At 65.8% G+C, this 26,823-nt stretch carries 9 protein-coding genes; 7 read left to right on the forward strand and 2 right to left on the reverse strand.

The window, feature by feature from the left end; translation table 11 throughout:
• The first annotated feature begins 241 nt into the window (after positions 1 to 241).
• The 5 genes from ACQR1E_RS20510 to ACQR1E_RS20530 all read left to right on the forward strand — a co-directional run bounded on the left by ACQR1E_RS20510 (position 242) and on the right by ACQR1E_RS20530 (position 20,942).
• Positions 242 to 2,425 carry a type I secretion system permease/ATPase gene (locus ACQR1E_RS20510; RefSeq protein ID WP_315749497.1) on the forward strand — a complete coding sequence of 728 codons (2,184 nt, stop codon included), beginning with the start codon at positions 242 to 244 and terminating at the stop codon, positions 2,423 to 2,425.
• A gap of 1 nt (position 2,426) precedes the next feature.
• Positions 2,427 to 3,761 carry an HlyD family type I secretion periplasmic adaptor subunit gene (locus ACQR1E_RS20515; protein WP_315749499.1) on the forward strand — a complete coding sequence of 445 codons (1,335 nt, stop codon included), beginning with the start codon at positions 2,427 to 2,429 and terminating at the stop codon, positions 3,759 to 3,761.
• Between the two features lie 301 nt (positions 3,762 to 4,062).
• Positions 4,063 to 5,043: a transglutaminase-like cysteine peptidase gene (locus tag ACQR1E_RS20520; RefSeq protein WP_315749501.1), complete on the forward strand. Its 981-nt coding sequence runs from the start codon at positions 4,063 to 4,065 to the stop codon at positions 5,041 to 5,043.
• Between the two features lie 119 nt (positions 5,044 to 5,162).
• Positions 5,163 to 5,474, forward strand: a complete 312-nt coding sequence (locus ACQR1E_RS20525; protein ID WP_315749503.1) for a hypothetical protein — start codon at positions 5,163 to 5,165, stop codon at positions 5,472 to 5,474.
• A 411-nt stretch (positions 5,475 to 5,885) separates the two neighbouring features.
• Entirely contained in the window at positions 5,886 to 20,942 is a 15,057-nt protein-coding gene (locus ACQR1E_RS20530; RefSeq protein ID WP_434897485.1) for a VCBS domain-containing protein, read from the forward strand.
• A gap of 91 nt (positions 20,943 to 21,033) precedes the next feature.
• Here ACQR1E_RS20530 and ACQR1E_RS20535 read toward each other — a convergent pair whose 3' ends face one another.
• A complete protein-coding gene (locus tag ACQR1E_RS20535; protein ID WP_434897509.1) occupies positions 21,034 to 21,504 on the reverse strand; it encodes a hypothetical protein in 471 nt (156 codons plus the stop codon).
• Between the two features lie 234 nt (positions 21,505 to 21,738).
• On the opposite strand from ACQR1E_RS20535, the gene ACQR1E_RS20540 reads away from it, so the two are divergent.
• Positions 21,739 to 23,637, forward strand: a complete 1,899-nt coding sequence (locus tag ACQR1E_RS20540) for an acyltransferase family protein (RefSeq protein WP_434897486.1) — start codon at positions 21,739 to 21,741, stop codon at positions 23,635 to 23,637.
• A gap of 6 nt (positions 23,638 to 23,643) precedes the next feature.
• On the opposite strand, the gene ACQR1E_RS20545 is transcribed toward ACQR1E_RS20540, so the two are convergent.
• On the reverse strand, positions 23,644 to 25,533 hold the full coding sequence (locus tag ACQR1E_RS20545) for an acyltransferase family protein (RefSeq protein ID WP_434897487.1): 1,890 nt from the start codon (positions 25,531 to 25,533) through the stop codon (positions 23,644 to 23,646).
• Positions 25,534 to 25,905: 372 nt separating this feature from the next.
• Here ACQR1E_RS20545 and ACQR1E_RS20550 point away from each other — a divergent pair, with 372 nt between their 5' ends.
• Positions 25,906 to 26,757 (forward strand): hypothetical protein, encoded by an 852-nt coding sequence (locus tag ACQR1E_RS20550; protein ID WP_434897488.1) that lies wholly within the window; start codon positions 25,906 to 25,908, stop codon positions 26,755 to 26,757.
• Positions 26,758 to 26,823 lie beyond the last annotated feature (66 nt).

The following is a 26,823-nucleotide window of genomic DNA, read 5'->3' on the forward strand; positions in this document are numbered from 1 at the left end:
AAGAGCCGGTGCATGTCGCGCCGGCTTTTCACCATACGCATTTACTTTGCGCTGAGTTTGTCGCGAAACACCTGTAAAAATCTCAGAAAAGCCAAGTGCGGGCCAAAGAATTAGGCTAAGGCAAATTATTAGCAAGAAGCAATGGGTGCCGGTCCGCGTTGCTCGGTGGGCCAGATGGATTTCCGAGGCGTCGTTGAACATTCGTCCGACAAGGTTCGAGCTCGAAGAGACGGCGCACGTGATGCCCCAGATGAGCGCAGCCGCACCAGCAGCTGATCCTCTCAGTGACAGTCTGCTTTACCTCGCTGCTCATCACGGCCGCGCCCTGAGCCGCAGCGCGCTGCTGTCCGGATTGCCGCTCGACAGCGGCGTGCTCAGCATCGCGCTCTACGAGCGCGCCGCGCAGCGGGCCGGGCTCGAGGCGCAACTGGTCGAACGGCCGCTGAGCGATATTCCCGCGCTGGTGCTGCCCTGCGTGCTGATGTTTCACGACGGCACCACGCGCATCCTGCTGACGATCGACGAGGCCGCCGGCCGTCTCACCATCATCGATCCTTCGCGCCGCGAACAGCCGGCGATCGAGCGCTTCGAGGCGGTCGCGGCGCGGTATGTCGGCTTCGCCTATCTGGTGCGGCCCGCCACAATTGCCGATCCGCGCGTGGCGGCAGCCGGTGAAGTGCCGAAGACGCACTGGTTCTGGTCGGTGGTCAGCCGCTTCGGCGCCAATTACGGCCATGTCGCGATCGCCGCGTTCATCGTCAACATCCTGGCGCTGGCCGCGCCCCTGTTCACGATGAGCGTCTACGACCGCGTGATCCCGAACGGCGCGATCCCCTCGCTGGTCGCACTCGGCGTTGGCCTCATGTTGGCCATCGGATTCGACTTCCTGCTCAAGGTGGTGCGCAGCCGCATCATCGACATGACCGGAAAGAAGATCGACGTGGTGCTCGCCGCGAACATCTTCGAGCACGTGATGTCGCTGAAGATGGACAAGCGGCCGCCATCGGTCGGCATCCTCGCCAATCAGCTCCGCGACTTCGATTCGGTGCGCGAGTTCTTTACCTCCGGCACCGTGGTGTCGGCGACCGACATGCTGTTCGCGGTCGTGTTCATCATCGTGCTGTTCATCATCGCCGGTCCCATCGCCTGGATTCCGCTGCTGATGCTGCCGGTGATGATCGCCGTCGGGCTGCTGATCCAGCGGCCGCTCGAACGCGCGATGCGGCAGATGCAGGCGCAATCCGCCGCGCGTCACGGCATTCTCGTGGAATCGCTCAACGGGATGGAGACGGTCCGCGCGGTGGCCGGCGAGAGCCGGGTGCAGACGGTGTGGGAGCGTTCGGTGGCGGCGCAGGCGCGCTCCAGCGAGGACGTCCAGTTCTGGGCCTCGATGGCGATGACAGCGGCGAGCGTCGCGAGCCAGTTCTGCAGCCTGCTGCTGGTCGTCGTCGGCGTGTTCCTGATCCTCGACGGCAAGCTCTCGGTCGGCGCGCTGGTGGCGGCCAACATGCTGTCGGGTCGCGTGCTCGGTCCGATCGCAGGCATCGCCGGCCTGATGACGCGCTTCACCCAGACGACGTCGGCGTTGCGCTCGATCGACCGGCTGATGTCGCTGGACCGTGAGCGTCCGCCGGAGAAGATCTACGTCGCGCGCGAGATCAACCAGGGCCGCATCCAGTTCAAGAATGTCAGCTTCTCCTATCCGGGAAGCCAGACCAAGGCGCTCGACAACGTCTCCTTCGACATCAAGCCCGGCGAGAAGATCGGCATCATCGGTCGCGTCGGCTCGGGCAAGACCACGGTCGGTCGCCTCGCCACCGCGTTCTATCCGCCGACCGAAGGCAGCATCCTGATCGATGGGATCGACATCCAGCAATACGACCCGGCCGATCTGCGCGCCGGCATCGGCTTCGTGCTGCAGGATACCGACCTGTTCTACGGCAAGCTGCGCGACAACATCACGCTCGGCCGTCCGGCGGCGACCGATGAGGAGGTGCTGGAGGCCGCGCGGCTCGCCGGCGTCGAGACCTTCATCGCCGGTCATCCGCAGGGCTACGAGATGATGATCGCCGAAGGCGGCCGCAGCCTGTCGGGCGGGCAGAAGCAGGCGATCGGGCTCGCGCGCGTCCTGATCCGCAAGCCGCGCGTGCTGTTCCTCGACGAGCCGACCGCGCATTTCGACGTCCGCAGCGAGGGCGAATTCCTCGAGCGCCTGAAGTCTCTGGCCAAAGGCGAGATGTCCATCATCGTCTCGACCCACCGACCGTCGTTGTTGTCGCTGGTCGACCGCATCCTGGTATTCGACTCCGGCAAGATCGTCGCCGACGGGCCGACCGCGCAGATCCTCACCATGCTGCGTCCGCAGCAGCCCGCGGCGGCGCCGGCCGCGAGCCACGCGGTGAAGCCGGTCCAGGGGACGAGGTGACATGGCGCACAGCGATTTCGCGTTCTCCAACGACATCAGGGCTGCCGTCGAGCTGCGCACGCCGAAGACGGCGCGGATGCTGCTGCTCGCCTCGCTCGGCCTGTTCTTCACCTTCCTGATCTGGGCGCATTTCGCCGTGCTCGACGAGGTCAAGCGCGGCAACGGCAAGGTCGTGCCGTCGCGCCAGACCCAGGTGGTGCAGTCGCTGGAAGGCGGCATCATCGCCGACCTCCTGGTGCAGGAAGGCGCGATCGTCGAGAAGGATCAGCCGCTGGCGCGCATCGAGGACACCAATTTCGCCTCGCAGTTCGGCGAGATCCGCGAGCGCCGCGGCGCGATGGCGGCCCGGGTGATCCGGCTCGCGGCGGAGACCGAGGGCCGCAGCCCGGTCGAGTTTCCCGACGACCTCGTCGCCGACGCCCCGCGCGCGGTGCAGACCGAGCGCGCGGTGTTCGACGCCCATGCACGCAAGCTCGCGCAGGACATCGACGTGGTGCAGCAGCAGGAACAGCAGAAGAGCAAGGAGATCGACGAGCTCAGGGCCACCGAGAAGCGCTTCTCGGAGACGCTGGCGCTGCTCAATCGCGAGCTGGGACTGACCCGCAAGCTGTTCGACCAGAAGGTGGTGCCGGAGATCGAGATGCTGCGCGCCGACCGCCAGGCGACCGACATGCGCGGCCAGCTCGCGGTGGTGCAGGCGAGCATCGTGAAGACCGAGGCGGCGGTGCAGGAGGCGCGCTCGCGCCGGCTCAACATCGTCACCGCCTTCCGCGCGCAGGCCGAAGACGATCTCGCCAAGTCCCGCGGCGATCTCGCAGTGCTCGACGAGAACATCAAGTCGGCCCAGGACCGGGTGCGGCGCACCGAGCTGCGCTCGCCGGTGCGCGGCATCGTCAACAAGCTCAACGTCACCACCATCGGCGCGGTGGTCGCGCCGGGCGCCAGCCTGATGGAGATCACGCCGCTCGACGACACGCTGCTGGTCGAGGGCCGCATCCGTCCGCAGGACATCGCCTTCATCCGTCCCAACCACGAGGCGGTGGTCAAGCTCAGCGCCTATGATTCATCTGTGTACGGCTCGTTGCACGGGCGCGTCGAGCGCATCAGTGCCGACACGATCACCGATGAGAAGGGCGACAAGAACGAGCGCGGCGAGACCTTCTATCGCGTGATGGTGCGCACCGAGAAGAACCATCTCGGCACCGCCCAGCAGCCGCTTCCGATCCTCCCAGGCATGGTCGCGACCGTGGAGATCCTGACGGGCAAGAAATCGGTGCTGGACTATCTGGTCAAGCCTGCCCGCATGCTGCGTGACGAGGCGCTGCGCGAGCGCTGAGCAGGCGTCCGCGCGAGCGCACCGAAACCGGGGTTCTCCACGAAAGCGCGTGTGACCCAGAATGCCGCTGCGCTCATCCGGGGCGCCCCGTGCGGCGGACAGCGTTGCCAAAATCTGAATCGTTCAAATGCGACGCGATTTGGTCGGCCGTGATTAGTCGCGTTCGCAGCTTGGCGGCGAACATCACCGCGGTTTAACCGGCCCGCAGCAGCGCCGGCCCTATCCCTGATCCGATAACAACCGGGACAGGGATCGACGCGATGACGTCGGCCGATGCCCCGGAGCATACGGGGCGTCACTGATGTTGCGGATCGATCGGCCGCGGGTTCTCCCGCGCGCGCTGGGACTTGCGCTGGTGTTGTCGGTCGTGGCCGGTTGTGCCGGCGCTGCGTTCGCCGAGACTTCAAATCGTAGATCTCCGCAAGGCACTGCGGATGGCGCGCTGCCGGTACCGCCGCCCGTCCGTTTCTTCACCATCAATGCCGTGCTTGCCAAGCATGACGGCCTGCGTCGCTCCGCCTCCGCTGCTGTGGAAGTCGCATCGACCGACCCGGCCGGGCCTGCGGGATCAGTCAGCGACGCTCCGCAGGGACCCGCGGTCGCGACTCCCAGCGACGAGCCGTTCGGCCTGATGACGTTCCGCGCACCCGAGGGTGTGCTGTGGGTGAAGTGGCGCGGCATTCAGGGGGCGATGGCGAGCGAGCGGATCTCGGTCGAACGTTGCAACCGCGATGACGCGCGCTGCTCGGCCTCGGAGCGCCTCTTCGTCGCGCTGACCCGGTCGGCGTCTGCGGTGAGCGACGGCCGCACGCGCGCGGAAATGATCAATCGCGGCGTCAACCAGGCGGTGCGCTACGTCAGCGACGATCAGCAACACGGCCTGCCGGACGTCTGGAGTTCGCCACTGCAGACCTTGCGCAGTGGACTCGGTGACTGCGAAGACTACTCGATTGCCAAATACGCGCTGCTGCTGGCGGCGGGGACGCCCGAATCGGATCTCAAGCTGCTGCTGGTCCGAGACCTCGCCGTGCGGCAGGATCACGCCGTCGTCGCCGTGCGGCTCGACGGCAAATGGTCCGTGCTCGACAACCGGCGGGCCGCTCTGATGGAAGGCCGCGATCTGCAGTCCTTCATGCCGTTGTTTGCCATCGATCACCGCGGCGTCAGCCTGTTCGCTGCGCCCTATGCCGAGCGGCTGCACCACGAAAGCGAGAGCGACGTCACGCCGGCGGCGGAGGCCGACATCGGCGGCGGGAATCCGGGGCGGCCGCTGCTGCTCTGAATGTCGCAGGTGAACGGCTTGTAGCCGAGGTCATTTGCGGTCTTAATGCGCGCAGGGAAGCTGGCGAGCAGGGGGCTGCGGTGAATATCAAGCAAGTCATGGTTTGCGGGGCATTGGCCTTGTCGGCGATCGGTGGATTCATCGGCGGTGCACAGGCTCACGCGGTGATGCTGCCGGGCGCTGCGTTTTCGATCGCCTGCGAGAATGGCGGCAGCTACGTGCTGCGCTCTCGTCCCGTGCTCGCGCCGGGCGAGATCGTTACCGCGCAACTCTACCTCCATCCTCACCGTGCGATTCCGGTCCGTCTCGTCCCGATGGGCGACGGCTATCGCTATGCGGGCCGCGGCGTGTGGCTCGATGGCATCGGTGACCAGGCATTGTTGTATTTCCGCAAATACGAACCGGTGGCCTGCGTGGTCAGTCGCATCTGAGGCAATCTGCCGCGACTTCGACGCTCCTCAAGAATAGTTCCTGCCTTTCGCAAATAATTCGCGAGAGGCCGGTTCCATTTCGGCCGTTTCATGGCGGCAAGCTTTTATTCCCAACAGCGTGCGTGTTGTTCCCCAAGTATTGTGTGATCGAATAACTGCCAATTAGCAGTAATTCTCCGGGCTCTGTCTCCATTTATTCTTGTCGTTCCGCCCCTGCCTCGCGGGGGACGGAAGCATAGGCACAGCCTTGTTTCCCTTCATAAATGCCGCTGCACTTGACTGCATTTACCCAAAGTCCCTAAAATCCGATTAACAAGAACCGGTAATATTGACCCGTATTCTCGTTTAATAATAGTTTAACGATAGAAATGGAGCGCCACCAAAGCGCCCCATATTTGGAGGTTTTGGCGCATGAATGCTCCTGTCCTGCTGGCCCAGTTGACCGGCACGTCCACGCAGCCATCCAGCGCCTCGGCCAAGCACCTCAAGATCGGGAAACCGCCGGGCAACCAAGCCGTTACGGTTCATCTCGACGGCCAGAGCCAGATCGATTTCAGCGATATCGCCAGCGAGCGGCTGACCTTCGTCAAGATCGGCGACCGCCTGATCATCCTGTTCGACAATCAGTCGACGGTCTCGATCGACCCGGTTTTCGACGCCAACGGCGCCCCGCTGAAGGACGTCAGCTTCGAAGTCGGCCCCGACCGAATCATCAATGGCGATCAGTTCGCCGAGTTGTTTCCGATCACCACCGACCAGTCGGTGCTGCCCGCCGCGGGTACGCCCGGTGCGCCCGGCGTGCCTGCCGGCGCGAACTTCGGGACGTTCAAGGTCGACCCGCTGACCGTCGGCACGCCGCTCGGGCTGCTGGGACCCGAGGACTCCACCACCAAATTCGGCGACAACCCGGTCACGCCGAATCCGACGCCAATCGCCGGCGTTGCCGACAGCGTAGTGCTCAACGAGGACGGCCTGTCCGAAGGCCGGCCCGGCGGCAGCGGCGACATTGGCGGCGCGGTGACGAGCTTCACCGGTTCGCTGAACGTCGACTTCGGCACCGACGTGATCGGCCGCGCCTTTGCGTTCGCGGCGTCACAGCCTGGTCTTGCCGGGCTGACGTCCGGCGGCCAGGAGGTGCATTTTGCGATCACCACCGTCAACGGCCAGCCGGAGCTGATCGGTTATATCGGCAGCGATCCCTCGATCGTCGCCAACCAGGTCTTCACCGTCACGCTCGACGCCAACTCGACGATCGCGGGGACCTACACGGTCACGCTGCTGCAGCCGCTCGATCATCCGGTCTTCGGCACCGAAGACACGCTGAATCTCACCATCAACGTCATCGCCATCGACGGCAGCGGCGACACCGCGCCGGTGACGATCGTGATCGGCGTCAACGACGATTCGCCGGTCGCCGGCACCGTCGAGGCGATCAATGTCGCCGAGCACACCGGCGGCGGAAGCGAAGGCGGCGGCGAGAGCGAGCTCTTCGCCAAGGTCGTGGGCGGCGACGGCTTCGAGCCGACCACCGCGAGCGTGGACCTCAACATCGGCTGGGGCGCCGACAACGGCAACAGCAAGGTCGATGGCGGCTCCAACGGCACCGTGGTCGACGGCGACCGCTCGCTGGTGTTCGATGCGTCCGAGATCGCGACCTTGCAGGCGCTGGGCCTGACCTCGAACGGCGAGGCCATCTCCTACACGCTGTCGGCCAACGGCACCGAGATCATCGCGACCGCAGGCGAGGGTGAGGGCGCACGCACCATCTTCACCGTGTCGCTGTCCGACACCGGCTCCGGCAGCGCCACCTTCACGCTGTCCGACAATATCGACCACAACGGCGCCAACGACGCCTCGCTGCCGCTGACCTTCAAGGTGGTTGCGACCGACGCCGACGGCGACCCCGTCAACAGCGCCTTCACCGTCAACGTCGCGGATGACGGCCCGAGCTTCGGCGAGAAGCCGAGCTATTCGGTGGTCGACGAAGACGGGCTCGGCAATGCCGGCAACAGCTACGCCGACGGCCATGATGCCTATGGCGAAGACCTGACGGTCACGGATACGCTCGGAATCCGCTGGGGCTCCGACGACGCCAACAACAATGTCGACGGCGGCATCAACGGAACGCCGGTCAATGGCGACCGCGCCGTCACCTTCGCCGCGAACGTGGCGGCCTCGCTCGAGGCAAAGGATCTGACCTCAGACGGCTTTGCCCTGCGCTACGAGGTGTCGGGGAACGGCACCGTGCTGACCGCCTATCGCTATGATGCCGCGCACGAGACCTATGTCGACGCCAACGGCAAGCCGCTGGAAGGCGAGGGCCTGTCGGGCGCCGTGGTGTTCACGGTGTCGCTGTCAGACCAGGGCCATGGCTCCTATACCTTCGCGCTGTCGGGCAACCTGGATCACCCGGTGCACGGCACCGAGGACGACATCACCCTCAACATCGGCTTCGTCGCGACCGATTCCGATGGCGATGCCATCACTGATACCTTCACGGTGAAGGTCAATGACGACGCACCGAGCTTCGGCGAGAAGCCGAGCTATTCGGTGGTCGACGAGGACGGCCTCGGCAACGCCGGCAACAGCTACAAGGACGACGGCGACGCCTATGGCGAAGACCTGAAGGTCACCGATACGCTCGGCATCCGCTGGGGCGCCGACAGCGCCAACAGCCATGTCGATGGCGGCATCGATGGCACGCCGGTCAACGGCGACCGCGCCGTGACCTTCGCGGCCGACGTGGTCGCGACGCTCGACGCCCAGAATCTCACCTCGAACGGCTTCGGTCTCACCTACGTCGTGTCCGAGAACGGCACGCTGCTGACCGCCTATCGCTATGACGCCGAGCACGAGACCTATGTCGGCGCAGACGGCAAGCCGACGGATTCGGCCCACGCGACGGTGTTCACCGTGGCGCTGTCCGATCAGGATCACGGCTCCTACACGTTCGAGCTGAAAGGCAATCTCGATCACCCGGTGCACGGCACCGAGGACGACATCACGCTCAACATCGGCTTCGTCGCCACCGATTCCGACGGCGACGCAGTCACCGACAGCTTCACCCTGAAAGTCAACGACGACGCGCCGGTGTTCGGCGATGCGCCGAGCGCCGGCGTGGTCGACGAGGACGGCCTCGGCAATGCCGGCGACAGCTATGCGCAAGGCAGCGACGTCGCCGGCGCCGATCTCACGGTGACCAAGACGCTCGCGATCCTGTGGGGTGCCGATAGCGCCAACAGCCATGTCGACGGCGGCATCGATGGCGCCCCGGTCAAGGGTGATCGCGCCGTCACTTTCGCCGCCGACACCGTTCCCTCGCTCGAGGAACTGGGGCTGACGTCGAACGGGATTGCGCTGAGCTATCAGGTCTCCGAGAACGGCACGCTGCTGACCGCCTATCGCTACGACGCCGCCCACGAGACCTATGTCGACGCGAACGGCAAGCCGACGGAGGACCTCGCCAGCGCCACGGTGTTCACCGTCTCGCTGTCGGATCAGGACCAGGGCTCCTACACGTTCAATCTCACCGGCAATCTCGATCATTCGGTCCACGGCAGCGAGGATAATCAAGGGCTGTATTTCGGCTTCGTCGCCACCGATTCCGACGGCGACGCAATCCACGGCAGCTTCAATGTCGAGGTCAACGACGACGCTCCGGTGTTTGGAGAGCGCGTCAGCTACTCCGTGGTCGACGAGGATGGTCTCGGCAATCCCGGCAACTCCTATTCGGACGGCAAGGACGCAGCCGGCGCCAATCTGACGGTGACCGATTTCCTCGGCATCCGTTGGGGCGCCGACAGTGCCAACAGCCATGTCGACGGCGGCATCAACGGTACGCCGGTCAATGGCGACCGCGCCGTCACCTTTGCCTCCGACGTGATCTCGACGCTCACCGGCCAGCATCTGACGTCGAACGGCGTCGCGCTGACCTACACCGTGTCCCCAGACGGCACGCTGCTGACCGCTTACCGCTACGATGAAGCGCATCACACCTACGTCGACGGCGAGGGCCATGCCACCGGTGATCCGGCCAAGGCTGCGGTGTTCACGGTGTCGCTGTCCGACCAGGGGCAGGGGTCCTACAGCTTCACGCTGATCGACAATATCGATCATCCGGCCCACAACACCGAGGACGACGTCACGCTCACCCTCGGCTTCGTCGCCACGGATTCGGATGGCGATGCGGTCTCCGACACCTTCACGGTCAAGATCAACGACGACGCGCCGGTGCTGAACCGGGAGATTGCGACCGGCGTGGTCGATGAGGACGGGCTCCCGACCGGGCTCGCGGGCGGGTCTGGCGACGTCCCCGGCCAGAACACCGTCGCAACGGGCGATCTCGGCATCTCCTGGGGCAGCGACAGCGCCAACAATCTCGGCAATGTCGGGATCACCGGTGCGTCCCCGGTGAACGGCGACCGCGCCGTCACCTTCGCGTCCGACGCCACCACCACGCTCGCCGCGCAGCACCTGACCTCGAACGGCGTCGCGTTGACCTACGACGTCAGCGAAGGCGGCACGTTGATCACGGCCTACCGCTTCGATGGACAGCATTACATCGACGGCAACGGCAACTGGACCGGCAACAAGGCCAATGCCGCCGTGTTCACGGTGAAGCTGTCCGACCTCGATTCCGGATCCTACAGCTTCACGCTGCTCGACAATCTCGACCACCCGGTGCCCAACACCGAGGACAGCATCGCGCTGACGTTGAAATACGTCGCCACGGATTCCGACGGCGACCAGGTCAGCGGCACGTTCAAGGTCAGCGTCAACGACGACAGCCCGGAGGCGCATACCGGGACGGCCAAGAGCATCAGCGAAGCTGATCTCAACGCTGGCGGTGGCGATTGCGGCCCCGATTTCGGCGGTCACGATTTCGGCGGTCACGATGGCGGCAGCCGCGATCCCCAGGTGACCGGCGCGCTCAACATCAAATGGGGGGCCGACAACAACGACAGCGGCGCCGCCGATCGCTCGGTTCGCTTCACCAATACGTCCAACGCAGCCGCCGACGTCCATGTGACCAACGACAGCGACGTCGGCCTCAGTGGCCTGACGTCGGACGGTCAACAGGTGAAATACGCCTTCGATCATGGCGTGCTGGTCGGCTACACCGGCAACAGCCTCAATTCCGGTCAGCGCGTGTTCGAGGCCTCGCTCGATGACGACGGCACCGGCACCTACACCTTCAAGCTGCTCGGCAATCTCGATCATCCGGCCGGGCGGGAGAGCAACGTCGTCAAGCTGACCTTCGATTACACCGCGACCGATTCCGACGGCGATTCGAGCAGCAGCACGTTCACCGTCACCGTGGTCGACGACGTCCCGACGATCGGACACGCCGAGAGCGAGACCGTCAGCGAATCCAACCTGCCGACCGATCTCTATGACGTCCTGTTCCCGGATTCGCCGTACTCGACGGTGCAGACCGGCCGTCTCGCGATTTCCTGGGGCGCCGACGACAATGATTCCGGCGCGACCAACAACCGCTCGGTGGCGTTCTTCAACACGACCGCACCGGACGGGCTGACGTCGAACGGCTATGCGGTCAGCTATGTGGTCTCGTCCGACGGCACCACGCTGAGCGCGGTCACCACCGATCACCGCACCGTTTTCACCGTCACGCTGAGCGATGACGGCGACGGCAGCTACAAGTTCACGCTGCTCGACAACCTCGATCATGGCAAGTCGGGCACCGACAGCCTGGCGCTGAGCTTCGGCTTCAAGGCCACCGATTCCGATGGCGACAGCGCTGCGAGCAGCTTCACGGTGGCGGTGACGGACGACGTGCCGACCGTCGGCTGCGCCGAGGACGAGACCGTCAGCGAGGCCAGCCTGCCGACCGACGGCTACGACACCAGCCATCCGGATGCATCGAACTCGACGGTCCAGACCGGCCGCCTCGACATCTCCTGGGGCGCCGACGACAACAATACGGGTGTCGGGCACAACCGCGCGGTGGCCTTCACGACCGCCGCCGGCGCCACGGGCCTGACCTCCGACGGCTCGGCGATCAGCTACACGATCTCCGGCGACGGCACCTTGCTGACGGCGGTCACCGCGGATCACCGCACCGTCTTCACCATCCAGTTGTCCGACAGCGGCGATGGAAGCTACAAGTTCACGCTGTACGACAACATCGACCACCCGGCGTCCGGCCAGAACGATGACAGCCTGCCGCTGACGTTCGGCTTCAAGGCCACCGATTCCGACGGCGACAGCGTCACCAGCAGCTTCAAGGTCACGGTGCTCGACACCGCGCCGGTGGCGGCGGCCGGCGATGCCAGGACCGTCGACGAGGACGATCTGCCGGGCGGCACCGATGTCTCCAAGGAGCCGACCGCGGTCAGCGGCGACCTCAACATCAGCTGGGGCTCCGACGATAGCAACAAGACCTCGGGCGGCGGGCTCGGCGACCGCTCGGTCAGCTTCCGCTACACGAGCGCAGGCGCGAATGTCGACGCCGAGGACAGCGCAGGCCGCAACCTGGCGCTGACGTCGGACGGCCAGACGGTGAAGTACAGCTTCGAGAATGGCGTGCTGGTCGGCTACACCGGCAGCGATCTCGCCCACGGCACCCGCGTGTTCGAAGTGTCGCTGAGCGACCAGAACGACGGCTCCTACAGCTTCAAGCTGCTCGGCACCCTCGATCATCCCGCCGGCAGCGGCGAGAACATCGTCAAGCTGTCCTTCAGCTTCACGGCGACCGATGGCGACGGCGACACGTCCAGCAACAGCTTCACCGTCTCGGTCAAGGACGACGTGCCGGTGCTCGGTTCGCCGACCGCAGCGACGGTGACCGAGAACACCACCGGATCCGCCGGGGCGGAGGTGTTCCAGACCCAGACCGCGTCCAATGTCGCGCTCAACATCAATTGGGGCGCGGACGACAACAATTCGGGCGCGGCCAATCGCAGCGTCGCGTTCGATAGCGCGATCCATACCGGCGACGTGGTCAAGACCACCGGCGCAGGCAGCCCGACGCTGACGTCGAACGGCACGGCGGTGCAGTTCATCCGCGTGTCGGACACCGAGATCTGGGGCGTCGCCAACGACAATGGCGGCCAGCTCACGACGAACGACCGCAAGGTGTTCCACATCACGCTGTCCGACGACGGCTCCGGCAGCTACACCTTCGAGCTCCTGGACAATGTCGATCACGTCGGCTCGGGCCAGACCAATGCACTGTCGCTGAAGCTCGGCTTCACCGCGACCGATGCCGATGGCGATACCGCCTCCGGCGGCAACTTCACCGTCACCATCAATGACGACAACGGCCGGCCCGCGATCGGCACGGCTGATGCCGGGACCGTCGACGAGGATGGGCTTTCCGGCGGCAACACCGGAGCGGCCACCGGCGACGTCGCCGGTGCCAATGTCACGGCCAACGGCTCGTTGGCGATCTCCTGGGGCGCCGACGACAACAACAGCGGCAGCGTGAACCGCGCGGTCGCGTTCAGCGGCATCACCAACGGCCAGAACGCCACTTCGGACGCGGGCTCGCTGACGGTCGAGGGCGTCCAGGTCAAGCTCTGGGTCGTCGGTAATACGGTCTATGGCTACACCGGCAGCAATCCGACCAACGGCAACCCGCCGTCGGTGGCCAGCCAGGTGTTCAAGGTCTCGCTCGATGATTCCGGTGCAGGCAGCTACAGCTTCACGCTGCTGAAGCACGTCGATCATCCGGCTGGCCAGAACGAGAACGACGTCAAGCTGACCTTCGGCTTCACCGCCACCGATGCGGATGGCGACAGCGCCAGCTCGTCATTCGCCGTGACGATCGATGACGATACCCCCGTCGCGACCGCGACGGTGTTGAGAGCGGCAGTCTACGAGAGCGAGCTGCCGAACGGAACGGTAGTGACCGCGACCGGCAACCATGGCGGCGACCTCAACGGCGACGGCAACGGCAACGATTCCTACTTCACCGGCAATCTGAGCTCGCTGGTGTCGTTCGGCGCCGACAGGCCCGGCACCTACACGGTCGAGAAGACCAACCTCGCGCCCGAGCTGCTGTCGCTGACGTCGGGCGGCGTGGCGCTGACCTACAGCATCGGAGTCGACAACACGCTGATCGCCAAGGCTGGCAGCGTCACGATCTTCGAGTTCCAGGTCGATGCCAACACCGGCCAGTATTCGTTCCGTCTGAAGGGCGCGCTGGACCATGTCGGCACCGGCCATGACAACACGCTGACGCTCGACCTGTCGACGGCGGTGACCGCCACCGATTCCGACGGCGATTCCGTTGCGCTGCACGATCAGATCATCATCACCGTCAACGATGACAGCCCGCAGTCGCAGGACGTCGACACCGTCGCGATCTCGGAGGCAGCCGGCAGCGTCTCGACCGGCGCGGTCGATCTGCGCATCACCTATGGGGCCGATGGCGACAGCTCCGGTCCGTCGGTGACCTTCCTCGGCGCGTCGCCAGTGCGCGCCTACGATGCGGCCAACCACCAGCTCTCCGGGCTGACCTCGCTCGGCTTCGGTCTGACCTACGTCATATCGGCCGATCACACCACGCTGACCGCCTATCGCATGAGCGGTGGCAGCTACATCGGCCAGAATGGTCTGGTGACCGGCAACGCGGCTGATGCCGCGGTCTTCACGGTGACGCTGTCCGAGGCCGGCACCGGCTCCTACAACTTCACCTTGCTGCAGCCGCTCGATCACCCCGCGCCGATCGGGACCTCGAGCGCGGCCGACCAGTATCTCGACATCAATTTCGCCTTCGCGGTCGAGGATCGCGACCATGACGTCTTCACCAACAATTTCACCGTCCGGGTCGATGCTGCCGGCACGGTGACGACGACTCGCTATGACGCGCCGAACTCGCCTGTGTTCGTCAATCTCGGCGACAGCTCGGCGACGGTCCTCGGCGAGACGGTCGGGGCTCACAGCGTGACCGACCGCGCCGCGGTGACCGACAAGGTGGTCGGCACCGACAAGCTCGGCGGCGTGACCGAGGCCCACGGCTCAAATGGCGACGACATTCTGGTCGGCGGCAACGGCGTGGGCGGCGAAGTCCTGTATGGCGGCGCCGGCAACGACATCATCATCGGCGGAGGAGGTGGCGACCGGCTGTTCGGCGGCGCCGGCAACGACACCTTCCTCTACACGGTGGGCGACGGCAGCGACGTCATCGACGGCGGCTCGGAGTCTGGCACGACCTTTCCGAACTACGACGTGCTCGCGATCACGGGCGATGGAAATGCGCGCAATTTCACCATCGGCAAGACCTCGACCGGCACCGAGATCAATCCGACGCTGAATGATCCCTCCGCCAGCAACGCCACCGACATTCTGGTGCGCTATGACGGTCCGAACGGAGCGACCATCCGCGCCGACGAGATCGAGCGCATCACGATCACCGGCGGCACTGCCAGCGACACGGTGACGATCACCGATATCAGCGGCACCGCGATCGCGCCGTCGACCATCGTGTTCAACGGTGGCTCCGGCAACGACACGCTGGATCTCTTCCGGTTTGCCGGCAACACCAGCGTTGTGTCCGACGGCGGATCTGACACCGACACCGTGAAGTTCGGCTTCAAGTTCGCCGAGGCGACCTACACCAAGGTGTTCGCCACCGACGGCGTGACGCTGATCGGCGTGCAGGTCACCCACAACGGCCTGACCGATACGTTCACGAACTATGAGAGCTTTGCCTTCACCGACGGCACGCGCACGCTGACCGGCGTCTTCAACACGCCGCCGGTGGCTCATGACGACGCGGTGCAAGCGAGCGAGGACAGCCCGCTCACGGTCAACGCGCTGCTCAGCCTGCTCAACAACGACACCGACGTCGACAACAACACCTTGACCGTCAGCGGCGTGTCGAACGCGACGCACGGCACCGTTTCGCTCTCCAACGGCAATCCGGTGTTCACGCCGGACAAGAACTTCTCGGGCGTTGCCGGCTTCGATTACACGGTCAGCGACGGCGATGGCGGGACCGCGACCGCGCATGTCACGGTCGACGTCGCACCGAAGGCGGACGCGCTGACGCTGGGCTTCATGGATCTCGGCCCGGCCTCGGGTGCCGAGGACACCACGATCAACCTGAAGCTCATCAGTGCCGCCGTCACCGACACCGACGGCTCCGAAAGCCTGCGGCTGCTTATTACAGGTTATCCGGCCGGCGCGACCTTCTCGGTCGGCCATGCCGGAACCGGCGCTGACGCCGGCAAGTGGGTGATCGATAGCGCCGCCGCGATCGCCGCGTTCGACAGCCATCCGCTGCAGATCACGCCGCCCGCGAATTACAACGGCACGTTCTCGCTGTCGGTGGTCGCGGAGGTTACCGACCAGGCTACGTTGTCGGACGGCAACGTCCACACCGACGTCGTCAACACCGCACTGCAGACGATCGATGTCACGGTGACCCCGGTCAACGACGCGCCGCAGATCCATGCGCCGGCGCAGGTGACGACGAACGAGGATACGCCATTCGCCTTCACCGGCGCGAACGCGTTCTCCTTCTCCGATGCGGACGGCGATGTCGTCGAGTCCGTGAGGTTCGACATCTCCGGCGGCACGTTCGCGATCCCGTCTCTCGGCGTCTACAACGCCAGCCAGACGCTCTCGATGAGCGGGTTCAAGATCAGCGACCTGAACACCTATCTGGCGTCGGCGGTGTTCACGCCATCAGCCGACAACGACGCGACGGGATCGGTCACGATCACCATCAACGACAACGGCAATGTCGGCGGCGGCAATCTGAGCGCGACGCAGACGATCACGATCAACATCAACCCGATCGAGGATGCTCCCACGGCCGTGGATGACACGGCCAGCGTGAACGAGGACACGACGCTGACCGTGTCCAATCCGGTGCAGGGCGTTCTGCACAACGACCGCGACCCGGATACGGGCGACACGCTGAGCGTGGTGGCGGGTGACTTCACGACGGCCAAGGGCGGCACGATCCATTTCAATGCCGACGGCACCTATGTCTACAAGCCCAAGGCCGACTTCTATGGCGCGGATACCGTGGATTACACGGTGCGTGATGCGGCCGGACAGACGGACACCGGCACGCTGACGATCAACGTGGCGCCGGTGAACGATGCGCCGGAGATCCATGCCCCGACGCATGTGACGGCCAATGAAGGCGCCTCGTTCGCCTTCACCGGAGCGAACGCGATCACCTTCTCCGACGCGGACGGCGATGTCGTCGAGTCCGTGAGGTTCGACATCTCCGGCGGCACGTTGTCCATTCCGTCGCTCGGCGTCTTCAACGCTGAACAGACGCTCTCGATGAGCGGGTTCAAGATCAGCGATCTGAACACCTATCTGGCCTCTGCCGTCTTCACCCCGAACAGCGACCATCCGGGGTCGGTCACGATCACCATCAACGACAACGGCAATGTCGGCGGCGGCAATCTGAGTGCCACCCAGACCGTCAGCGTCGAGGTCATCCCCGCCAACCACCCGCCGGTGGCGAACTCCGACACCCATGCGGTGCTGGAGGATGGCAGCCTCAACATCTCGGCGGCGAACGGCGTGATCCGCGGCTCGACCGGCGGCTCGGTGGCCGACAGCGACGTCGACAACCCCGTCAGCTCACTCGTCGTGTCCGGCGTCGTGGCTGGCACCGGCAGCGTGACGCAGGGGGCGGGCGTCGGCACCTCGATCGAGGGCGCCTACGGCCATCTGACGCTGAATTCGGACGGCTCCTACACCTATGTCGCCGACAAGGCCGATGCGCTGGCGGCGGGCGTGCCCGCGGTGGACACCTTCACCTATACCGACAAGGATCCGTCGGGCGCGGTGTCGAACACCGCGACGCTCAAGATCACGGTCATCGGCGTCAACGACGCGGCCGTGATCAGCGGTGACGCCACCGGCACCGTCGCCGAGGAGGGCGGCATCGCCAACAGCCAGAGCAGCCCGCTCTACGGCATCGCCCGCGGCGACCTCAATGCGACCGACGTCGACGGGCACAACGATGTGTGGCAGGCGACGTCCTCGAACACGGCCAACGGCTACGGCTGGTACGACATCGGCAGCGATGGCAGATGGACCTACGGCATCTATAACAACGACCCGAGAATCCAGGCGCTGAAGGAAGGCGAGACCACGCTGACCGACAGCTTCACGGTCTACACGGAGGACGGCACCGCCAAGACGGTGACGATCCAGATCCTCGGCAACAATGACGCGCCGGTCCTGCAGAACGCGCTGACCGACCGCAGCTCGGCGGAAGATCAGCCGTTCAGCTTCACCATCCCGTCGAACACGTTTGCCGATGTCGATGGCCGCTTCGATGGCACCGCGAACCCGCTGACGCTGTCGGCGAACCTCAGCGACGGCAGCAACCTGCCGGCGTGGTTGCACTTCGACGCCACGACCGGCACCTTCAGCGGCACCCCGCCCGCCAATTTCGCAGGCACGGTCAACGTCACGGTCTACGCCAGCGACGGCGAATATGCAGTCTCGGACGCCTTCACGCTGACCATCACGCCGGTCAATGACGGCGCTGCGAGCGTGACGGTGTCGGGCACGGCGACGCAAGGTCAGACGCTGACCGCCAATCTCGGCAGCGATCCGGATGGTGCCGCGTCGAACGTCGTCTATCACTGGCTGCGCGACGGCGCCGTCATCAACGGCGCGACGGGCTCGACCTACACGCTGGGCTCCAACGACGTCGGCCACAAGATCTCGGCCAACGTCACCTACACCGACGGCCAGGGCTTTGCCGAGAACGTGACCAGCGGCCAGACCGGCTCGGTCACGGCGCCGAACCACGCGCCGACCTTCGGGGCGGGAACGACCACGGCAAGCGTCACGGAGGACGCCTCCTATGCGGCGCCGAGCGGCAACCTGATCCAGAACGGCTCGTTCGGCTACTACAACGGCAACTTCTACACGCTGGATGCGTGGACGGTCGGGGGCGCCCATGCCGTCACCGTCGTGGGCGGCCGCACGGACGGCGGCTCGGCCGATTTCTACGGCGCATCGAGCTCGATGAGCCAGACCATCAGCACCGTCGTCGGCGTGACCTATACCGTCGACTTCTACGTGATGACCTACGGTACGGCCGTGACATCAGCCGTTGATGGAACAACCCTTCTGACGACGAGCGCCTGGAACTTTGGCTGGACGGAGCAGACCTACCAGTTCACCGCGACCTCGACGTCGACCACCATCAAGTTCGCGAGCGGCGGCGGCGCCGTCATCGACGACATCTCGGTGCAGCCCAGCACGGTCGTGACACCGGGAGTGGAGCAGGCGTCCGGCGCGATCGCCTTCACCGACGTGGACGGCGATGCCCAGACCGTGACCTACACGACACCGGCCGGCAGCAACTACTACGGCTCGTTCAGCGCCACGGTCGACAATACCGGCCACAAGGTGAACTGGACGTTCGCCGTCAATGACGCCGACATCCAGTCGCTGCGCGCCAGCGACCATATCGATCAGACCTATACGGTGAAGATCGATGACGGTCACGGCGGGACGACGATGCAGACCGTCACCGTCACGGTGAACGGCGTCAACGATGCGGCGTCGATCGCGGGCATGGCAAGCGGTGCGGTCAAGGAGGACGGCACGCTGACGGCAGGCGGGACCCTGACGGTCACCGACGTCGATAGCGGAGAAGCCCAGTTCCAGACGCCGGCTTCGCTGGCGGGGACGTATGGCACCTTCACCTTCAATGCGGTGACAGGCGACTGGGGCTATACGCTGAACAATTCGGCTGCCAACGTGCAGGCGCTCAACAATGGCGACGTCAAGCATGACACGCTGACGGTGAAGTCGGTCGACGGCACGGCCAGCCAGGTCATCGACGTGACCATCAGCGGCACGAATGAGCCCGCGCCGCTGGCCGTGGTGGACACCACGAGCGCCGACGGACGCTATGCGCTGTCGAAGAACAGCGACTCGCCGAACGTGGTCAGCCTGGACGCGGCGACGCTGTTCTCGGGCGGAATGGGGACGGTCACCTACACCTACAGCCTCGTCTACAGCTCGACCGGCGACGACAGCTGGATCCACCGGACCGGCAATCAGTTCACCGGAGATCCGAGCAACAACGACGCGGGCCTGTATGTCTACAAGGTCACGGCCACCGACTCGGTATCGTCCGTATCGACCTATCTGGCCTTCAATGCGCTCGACAATGGTGCGCTCAACCTCACCATCAACTCGCTGTCGGACAAGTCGTGGGTGGTCGGTTCGGCCCCGTGGCTCTCCGGCTACAGCGCCAACGACGGCGACGCGATCACCGCCACGGTCGACAACCCGCTCGAGGCCAATGCCAACAACGGCTACGACGTGATGATCGGGTCGAGCGGCGGCAACAACTTCAACGGCGGTGCCGACGACGACGGCATCTACGGCCTCGGCGGCAACGACACGCTGCTCGGCGGCGCCGGCAACGACTACATCAACGGCGGCACCGGCAACGACTCCATCCGGGGCGGCAGCGGCAACGACGTCACCATCGGCGGCTCCGGCAACGACACCTTCTATTGGGGCGTCAACGACGGCGTCGACACCGTCGACGGCGGCATTGGCACCGACACGTTCGTCATCGAGGGGACGTCGTCCCAGGATCTGATCTATGTCACGGTTGCCGGCGGCGTGATCACCGACGTCAACGGAACCAAGCTCAGCAATATCGAGGCCGTGACCGCCGATCTCGGCAGCAGCAGCAGCGATACCCTGACCTACATCACCAGCGAGGACGTGACGGTCAATCTCGGCGCCGGCACGGCCACCGGCTTCAGCTCGATCGCCAATATCGAGCGCGTGACCGGCGGCTCGGGCGACGACATCCTTATCGGCAGCAGTGCTGCCAACGCGATCAATGGCGGCGATGGCGACGACATCATCCGCGGCGGCGGCGGCAACGACACCATCGATGGCGGGGCAGGGATCGACCTGCTCGACTTCTCGGATGCGACGGCCGGTTTTACGCTGACGCTGACTCAAAGCTCGACCGCCACGAATGTGTCCATTCCTGGTCTCGGCACGGACAGCTACAAGAATATGGAAGGCGTGATCGGTTCGAACTACAATGATACGATCAATGGATCGGGCAGCGCTGACGTTCTCATCGGCGGCGCCGGCTCCGACCAGCTCACGGGCAACAGCGGCTCCGACACGTTCAAGTGGAACGCCGGTGATCTCGCCGGCGGCGGGCTCGACACCATCCTGGACTTCCAGACCGGCACGTCCGGCGACGTCATCGACCTCTCGGGCCTCTTGGCCAGCGTGTCCGGCAACCATGCCGACGCGGTGCGCTTCGTCGACAGCGGCGGGCACACCAGCCTGGCCTCGGCCAACGGCAGCGGCGTGCTGAACAACGGCGACCTGACGCTGCAGATCAACGCCGGCTCCGGCTGGACCAACGTCGCGACGATCAAGGACACCGGCGGCAACCTCACGGCCGGCGACGACGTGATCAAGATGATCATCGACAACAGCCACGCCCAGACGCAGGCCCACGTCTGATCCCGGCCGGCAGGGGACACGCGAAAGCACAGGGCCGCCGATGAGGCGGCCCTTTTTCATGGCTGGATGCGGCGCGCCGAGGCGCTGCGGCTCAGATCTTCTGCCCTGCCGGCCCGACGCCGACGTTGATCATGATCCGCTGCACTTCGGTGCGGCCCTGCGGGAACTTGACCTCGAGCGTCACTGTGTCGGTGCCGGCGAAGTCGGCCTTCGACTGATAGAAGGCGATGAAGCCCGGCACTTCCAGGGCGAGGCACTGCTTGTAGTTGGTGGCGCTGACCTTGCCGCGCTTGATCGTGACGGTGCCGTTGCCGGGCGGCGACACAAGGCGGATGGCGGGAAGGGGCCCGGATGAGCAGTCGGGCTGGACGTTGAGATAGATGCCGACCTGGATCGGCTTGCCGGCGACGCCCTTGGCGTTGCGCTCGACCGTGGTCTGAGCGGGACCGGGCGCGGGAGCAGGCGTCTGGGCTTGCGCTGAGGCTGCGGTGGCCGCCACCAGCAGCGCCGCGACGGCTATTCCCGCGAACGCTCCCCGCCATTCTCCTCGCAACAGGTTCATCACCGTCCTCAGCCCCGCATTGTCCCTCAGCGCCGCCAGATTGCCGTATTCGAGCTGATCGTTCAACGGATTGCCGAACTTGCGGCCGACTTCAGCAAACTTCCTTCACGTCCGCCATAGCATCGCCCGCGCGGTGTCATCGGATGGGTCCGATGACGTCATGACTGTTTCCCGCTGTTGCCATCCGTGTCTGCGCAACTCGTCCGCCTCGAGGAATGCGCGGAGTGGACGACATTGGAACGCAGTCATCGGGCTGACATCGATGCCCTTCGGGCGATCGCTGTCGTCATCGTCATTCTCTTCCATCTGAGGATCACCGGCTTCGAGGCCGGCTATGCCGGCGTCGACATCTTCTTCGTCATCTCCGGCTATCTCATCACTGGGCAGATCCTGCGCGATGTCGCCGCGCGGCGTTTCTCGCTGTCGGACTTCTATCTGCGACGGGCACGGCGCATCCTGCCGGCGCTGGTTGTGACCATTGCGGCCACGTTCGCGGTCGGCTGGCTGTTCCTGTCGCCGGAAGCCCTGCGCCAGCTCGCGAAGGAGGCGACACACGGCCTGCTCTCGATCGCCAATATCCAATATTGGCGCGAGGCCAGCGCCTATTTCGCGCCGAGCGCGGATCAGTTGCCGCTGCTGCACCTGTGGTCGCTGTCGGCGGAGGTTCAATTCTACGCGCTGGCGCCCCTGCTGCTGATGTGGCTCGGCACGCGCCGGCATGTGTTCGGTGCCATTGCCGCGATCGGGTTGTTGTCCCTTGCCGCGGCCACACTCTGGTCATCGCGCGATCCGGACGCCGTGTTCTTCCTGACGCCGTTCCGGGTGTTCGAATTCGCCCTCGGCGCGCTCGCCATTCCGCTCGAGGCCCGGCTGGCAGCGTCGCCGCGCGCACGCTCTCTCGCCGCCGCCTGCGGCGACGTTCTGTTGTTCGGCAGCCTTCTCCTCATCGGCTGCTATCAATTCCAGGCAGGCGTCGCCGCGCTGCTGCCCTGCATCGCCACAGCCGTCATCATCGCGGCCAATGCCCCGACGTCGCTGGTGATGGCTCGCCCGGTTTGCGCCGTCGGCGCTGCGTCCTATTCGCTCTATCTCGTGCACTGGCCCGTGATCTTCTTCGTCCGCTTCATCTTTGGCGATGCGGCGCAGACCGCGGCGGGACTGGCGGCGCAGCTCGCGCTGGTGGCGGTGCTGACCACGCTGATGTTCGTCATCGTCGAGCGGCCGCTGCGGCGGCTGCCGTGGCCGAGGGGCGCGCAGGTGGCGAGCTTTGCGACCGTGCTCATCGTCGGTGCGGCGCTCACCCATGTGACGTTCCGCGCCAATGGCGTCGTGTCGCGGCTGCCCGACGATCAGCTCGCGCTGTTCCAGCTGCAGGGCTTCGGCCTCAACAAATGCGGTCGCACCGTCGGCCGTCTGTGCGCGTTCGGCGATCTCGAGGGCACGCGCGGCGTCGAGCTGCTCGGCGATTCCTATGTCCAGCAATATGTCGCCGCGCTCGATGCGACGCTGAAGGCGCGCGGCATGATCGGGCACGTGTCCACCATGAGCGGATGTCCCACCCTCGCGGGGCTCACCGCCGAGGGACCTCGCGCCCAGGTCTGCGCCGAGCTGCGCGACAGCGAGCTGCCGCGGATCCGGCAGTCGCAGGCCGATTTCGTCGTGATCGGGCAGGCGTGGCAGCATTATCTCGACCTCGGCGAAGGGCCGGCAGCGCGGGGCCGCAACGCCGCGCTCGCCGGTCATCTCGCCGAGACCATCCGTCTGCTCGACCGGCCCGGCCGGCATTTCCTCGTCGTCGGCGGCCAGGTCCGTCCGGTGAATTGCGCCTTCGATCAGTTGCGCATGCTGCCGGGGCCGCGCTGGCACGCGCCCGCCAAGCCGTGCGATGCCGTGCCGAAGAGCGAGGCGATCGCGACCAACCGCGTCATCGACGCCGTCCTGTCGGAGGCGATCAGGCCGCTCGCCAAGGTGACGCTGCTCAGGCCCTCGGAGGTCTATTGCGACCGGGATTGCCCGGTCGTGGAGGGGGGCGTGTGGTTGTTCCAGGATGCCGGTCATTTCACAGTGGCAGGGGCCCAGCGGATGGGCGAGCGCGCTGCGCCGGTGTTCGCGAGTTTCCTGTCGGATGATTAGGTGGCGCTATTCGCTGTCGGCTGCGGCGCTTGCGGCTGCGGCCAATGCCGGCGACGCCGCGACGATCCGTGCGCCTGCGAGCTCCGAGCCCTGCGCCGTGAGGTGACCATCGTCCCAGGCGAGCGGCGCGCCGTCGGAGGTCTGGAGCACGCAATCTCCCGCCGGACACAGCAGCGCGAGCGGCGACACGTATTCGGTCTGCGCCACGTTCGCCAGCAGCGTGCGCATGAAGTCGTCGACCTCGCCGAGCAGATCCAGCATGTGCCCGTCGGTCCCGACGCCAAAGCGCTTCGCCGCGATGAGCAAATGCGGCAGCGGACGATCGAATTGCGGGCTCGGCCCGACCACCACCACCCTGCTGCCGGTGTCCGCAATCGCGTTGATCGTGGCGAGCAGGCTGGCCTGTGCGGCCGGCGTCATCGCGGTGCGTGTCCAATTGCCCGACAGCACGACGATGTCGGGCGTGAGCTCGCGCACCAGCCGAGGCAGCCGGCGGTTGAAATCCATGCAGGCGGCGGACTGGCCCGCTTCGGCGTGAGGGATGCATTGCGCAAGGCTGGCGCGCAGCAGCGAGGCCTGGGGCATGGCTCGCGTCAGGCCATGGATGAGGTGAGCGGCGTGGCTGTCGCCCCACACCAGGATGCGCGGGCGCTGCCCTTTGGCAAGGCATGACGGCTGCAACGCCGCGAACGTCTGGCCCGGATCGAGGAAGCAGGTGCCGCTCTCGTAGGCGGACTTATGATCGTAGCTGATGAATTCCGCCAGCGCCCGCTCCTGCGGCGAGAAGCGGGCGGGAAAGCCGGCAAGTCCGATGATCGAGAGCGAGGCCAGCAGCACGACCGATGCGCTCGCGACCAGCGCGCGCGCCGCGATCGGCGACTGCGCACGCCTCGCCGGCTGCTCGATCAGATGGAAGCTCGTCAGCGCCAGCACGGTGCAGGCTCCGAGCAGCGCCAGCTTGTCCGCGATCGAGCTCGGCGGACCCCAGACCGCCGTCGCCAGCGAGACGACGGGCCAGTGCCAGAGATAGAGCGAGTAGGACCACAGCCCGATTGTGATCATCGGTTTGACCGCGGTCAGCACGGCCTTGCTCGGGGGCGGATTGGCCCAGATCACGGCGGCGGCGCCGAGGCACGGCAGCAGCGCGGCCGTGCCGGGATAGGGCGTGTGCGGCGAGAACAGGTTGACGGCGGCGCCGAGCGCGATCCAGCCCAGCGCGGCCACCGTGATCCTGAGCCATTGGCTTTGCGGCGCCGGCAGGGCTTCCACGGCCAGCAGCGCGCCGAGCGCGAGCTCCCAGACCCGGGCCGGCAACAGAAAGAACGCGGCGGCGGGCTGCAGCCGGGTCTGGATCACGCAGAGCAGGAACGAGGTCGCGCAGACCGTGGCGAAGCTCGCAAGCATCAGCGACCGCCGCAGCGCGAAGGCGGCGAGCGCCAGCGTGGGAAACAGCAGATAATACTGCTCCTCCACCCCGAGCGACCAGGTGTGCAGCAGCGGCTTGGTGATGGCGGCGGCGTCGAAATAGCCCTGCTGCGACCACAGCAGGATGTTGGAGCAGAAGACGAGGACGGCCAGCGCCTGCTGCGCCACGGACACCGCATCCCGCGGCAACAGGATCACGCTGGCGCCGAGCAGGGTCACGCACAGCATCGCGAAGGCGGCGGGCAGGATGCGCCGGGCACGGCGCCGGTAGAACGCGGCGAACGAGAAGGTTCCGGTCCGCACCTCCGCATGAATGATCCGCGTGATCAGGAAGCCCGAGATGACGAAGAAGATGTCGACGCCGACATAGCCGCTGCGAAACGGCGAGATGTCGTAGTGGAACGCGATCACCGAGATCACTGCGAAGCCGCGCAGGCAGTCGATGTCGGGACGATAGTCGGTTGCGCTCAAGGGGGCTGTCCGGACGCTCGCATCTGGCGGCGGCCGTCAAAGCCCGACGGTCACTGCACGCAGGCGACCCTGGTAGGCTCCGATTGCAACCGCATTGAGGGATTCCTGCGGCACCGTTGGTCGTGCAGACAGGACACAATGCCATCGAATTGACACCGCAGCGGGAATCCGCGGCTTGCCTTCACAGACTTGCCTCAATGGCGTGATGGCCTTGTCGGAGTTCATGCGTCGAGCGAGCGTGTCATGCGTACATTGGGGCGGAAGGCCGGCCGGGCCGGATTGTTGTGCGGCGTTGTTCTATTTCAGGTTGCGGTTGGCGTTTCGCTTGCGCGAAGCGCCGAGCCGGGCGGCTCCTCACCATCCGCAGGCGAGGTGGCCAAGGATCAGGGCAAGGAGAGCGGGCCGTTCGGCGGATGCGAGCCGATCGGGTTGACGGCATCGGGCGAGCTGGTGTTCCCGCTGGAATGCAAGAAGCTGATCAAGAAGCCAGCTGAGGCGCCGGTCGCCGAGGACAAGACCCCAGCCGACGACAAGACCGCGTCGGTCAATCCCGCGCCGTCCGTTCCGAGCCAGGCGGCCAGCGCCGACATTTCGGCCGGTCCCGAGGTCAAGCCTGCCGCGGCTGCGGAGGCGGTTGCGACGACACCCGCCGCGTCGGCTGAGCCGAAGCAGGCCGCAGTTGCGGACAAGCAGGATGCGGCTCAGAAGGTCGCCGTAGCAGAGCCAGCCGCCGGCAAGCCCTCCCTGACCAAGCCGTCCGTGAAATCGCCATCGGCGCTGGCGCCAGCGAACAAGCCGCCCTCTGCCAAGTTGTCCTCTTCCAAGCCGTCCTCTGCCCAGCCGTCATCTGCCCAGCCGTCCTCTGCCAAGCCGTCCTCTGCCAAGACGGCCGCGGCCAATCCGCCTGGGACGACGCCATCGCCAGCCGGCGCCTCATCGGGCAAGCCGTCGTCCGGCAAGTCGGCCCAGGCGCAGGCCGTTGTGGTCGCCGCCAGGGATGCAGCGGTCAAGGATGCCGGCAGGACATCGCGCATGGTCGCGAGCCGGCCGATGATCGTGATCGCGAGGCCCGCCACCGCAACCACGGCCTCGGCCCGGCTGCAGGCGGAGGGCAGGCCGCGACTGCGCACCGCGGGACTGCCGGCCTGCGTCCAATTCCGCAGCTATAATCCGGCGACGCACAGCTATCGCGGCTTCGATGGCCACATCTATGCCTGCCGGTGAGGGCTGACGCTCGAGGGCCGGTTTGGTCTGGAGGGTGGCGAGTGACGTGACAGCCTGCCGCCCAAG

This window comes from Bradyrhizobium sp. HKCCYLRH1030, assembly GCF_051168395.1.
Taxonomy (GTDB): Bacteria; Pseudomonadota; Alphaproteobacteria; order Rhizobiales; family Xanthobacteraceae; genus Bradyrhizobium.

Bases quoted from the DNA above. Each gene is read 5' to 3' on its own strand.
- ACQR1E_RS20510 (WP_315749497.1), top strand. From the start codon at position 242: ATGCCCCAGATGAGCGCAGCCGCACCAGCAGCTGATCCTCTCAGTGAC.
- ACQR1E_RS20515 (WP_315749499.1), top strand. From the start codon at position 2,427: ATGGCGCACAGCGATTTCGCGTTCTCCAACGACATCAGGGCTGCCGTC.
- ACQR1E_RS20520 (WP_315749501.1), top strand. From the start codon at position 4,063: ATGTTGCGGATCGATCGGCCGCGGGTTCTCCCGCGCGCGCTGGGACTT.
- ACQR1E_RS20530 (WP_434897485.1), top strand. From the start codon at position 5,886: ATGAATGCTCCTGTCCTGCTGGCCCAGTTGACCGGCACGTCCACGCAG.
- ACQR1E_RS20535 (WP_434897509.1), bottom strand. From the start codon at position 21,504: ATGAACCTGTTGCGAGGAGAATGGCGGGGAGCGTTCGCGGGAATAGCC.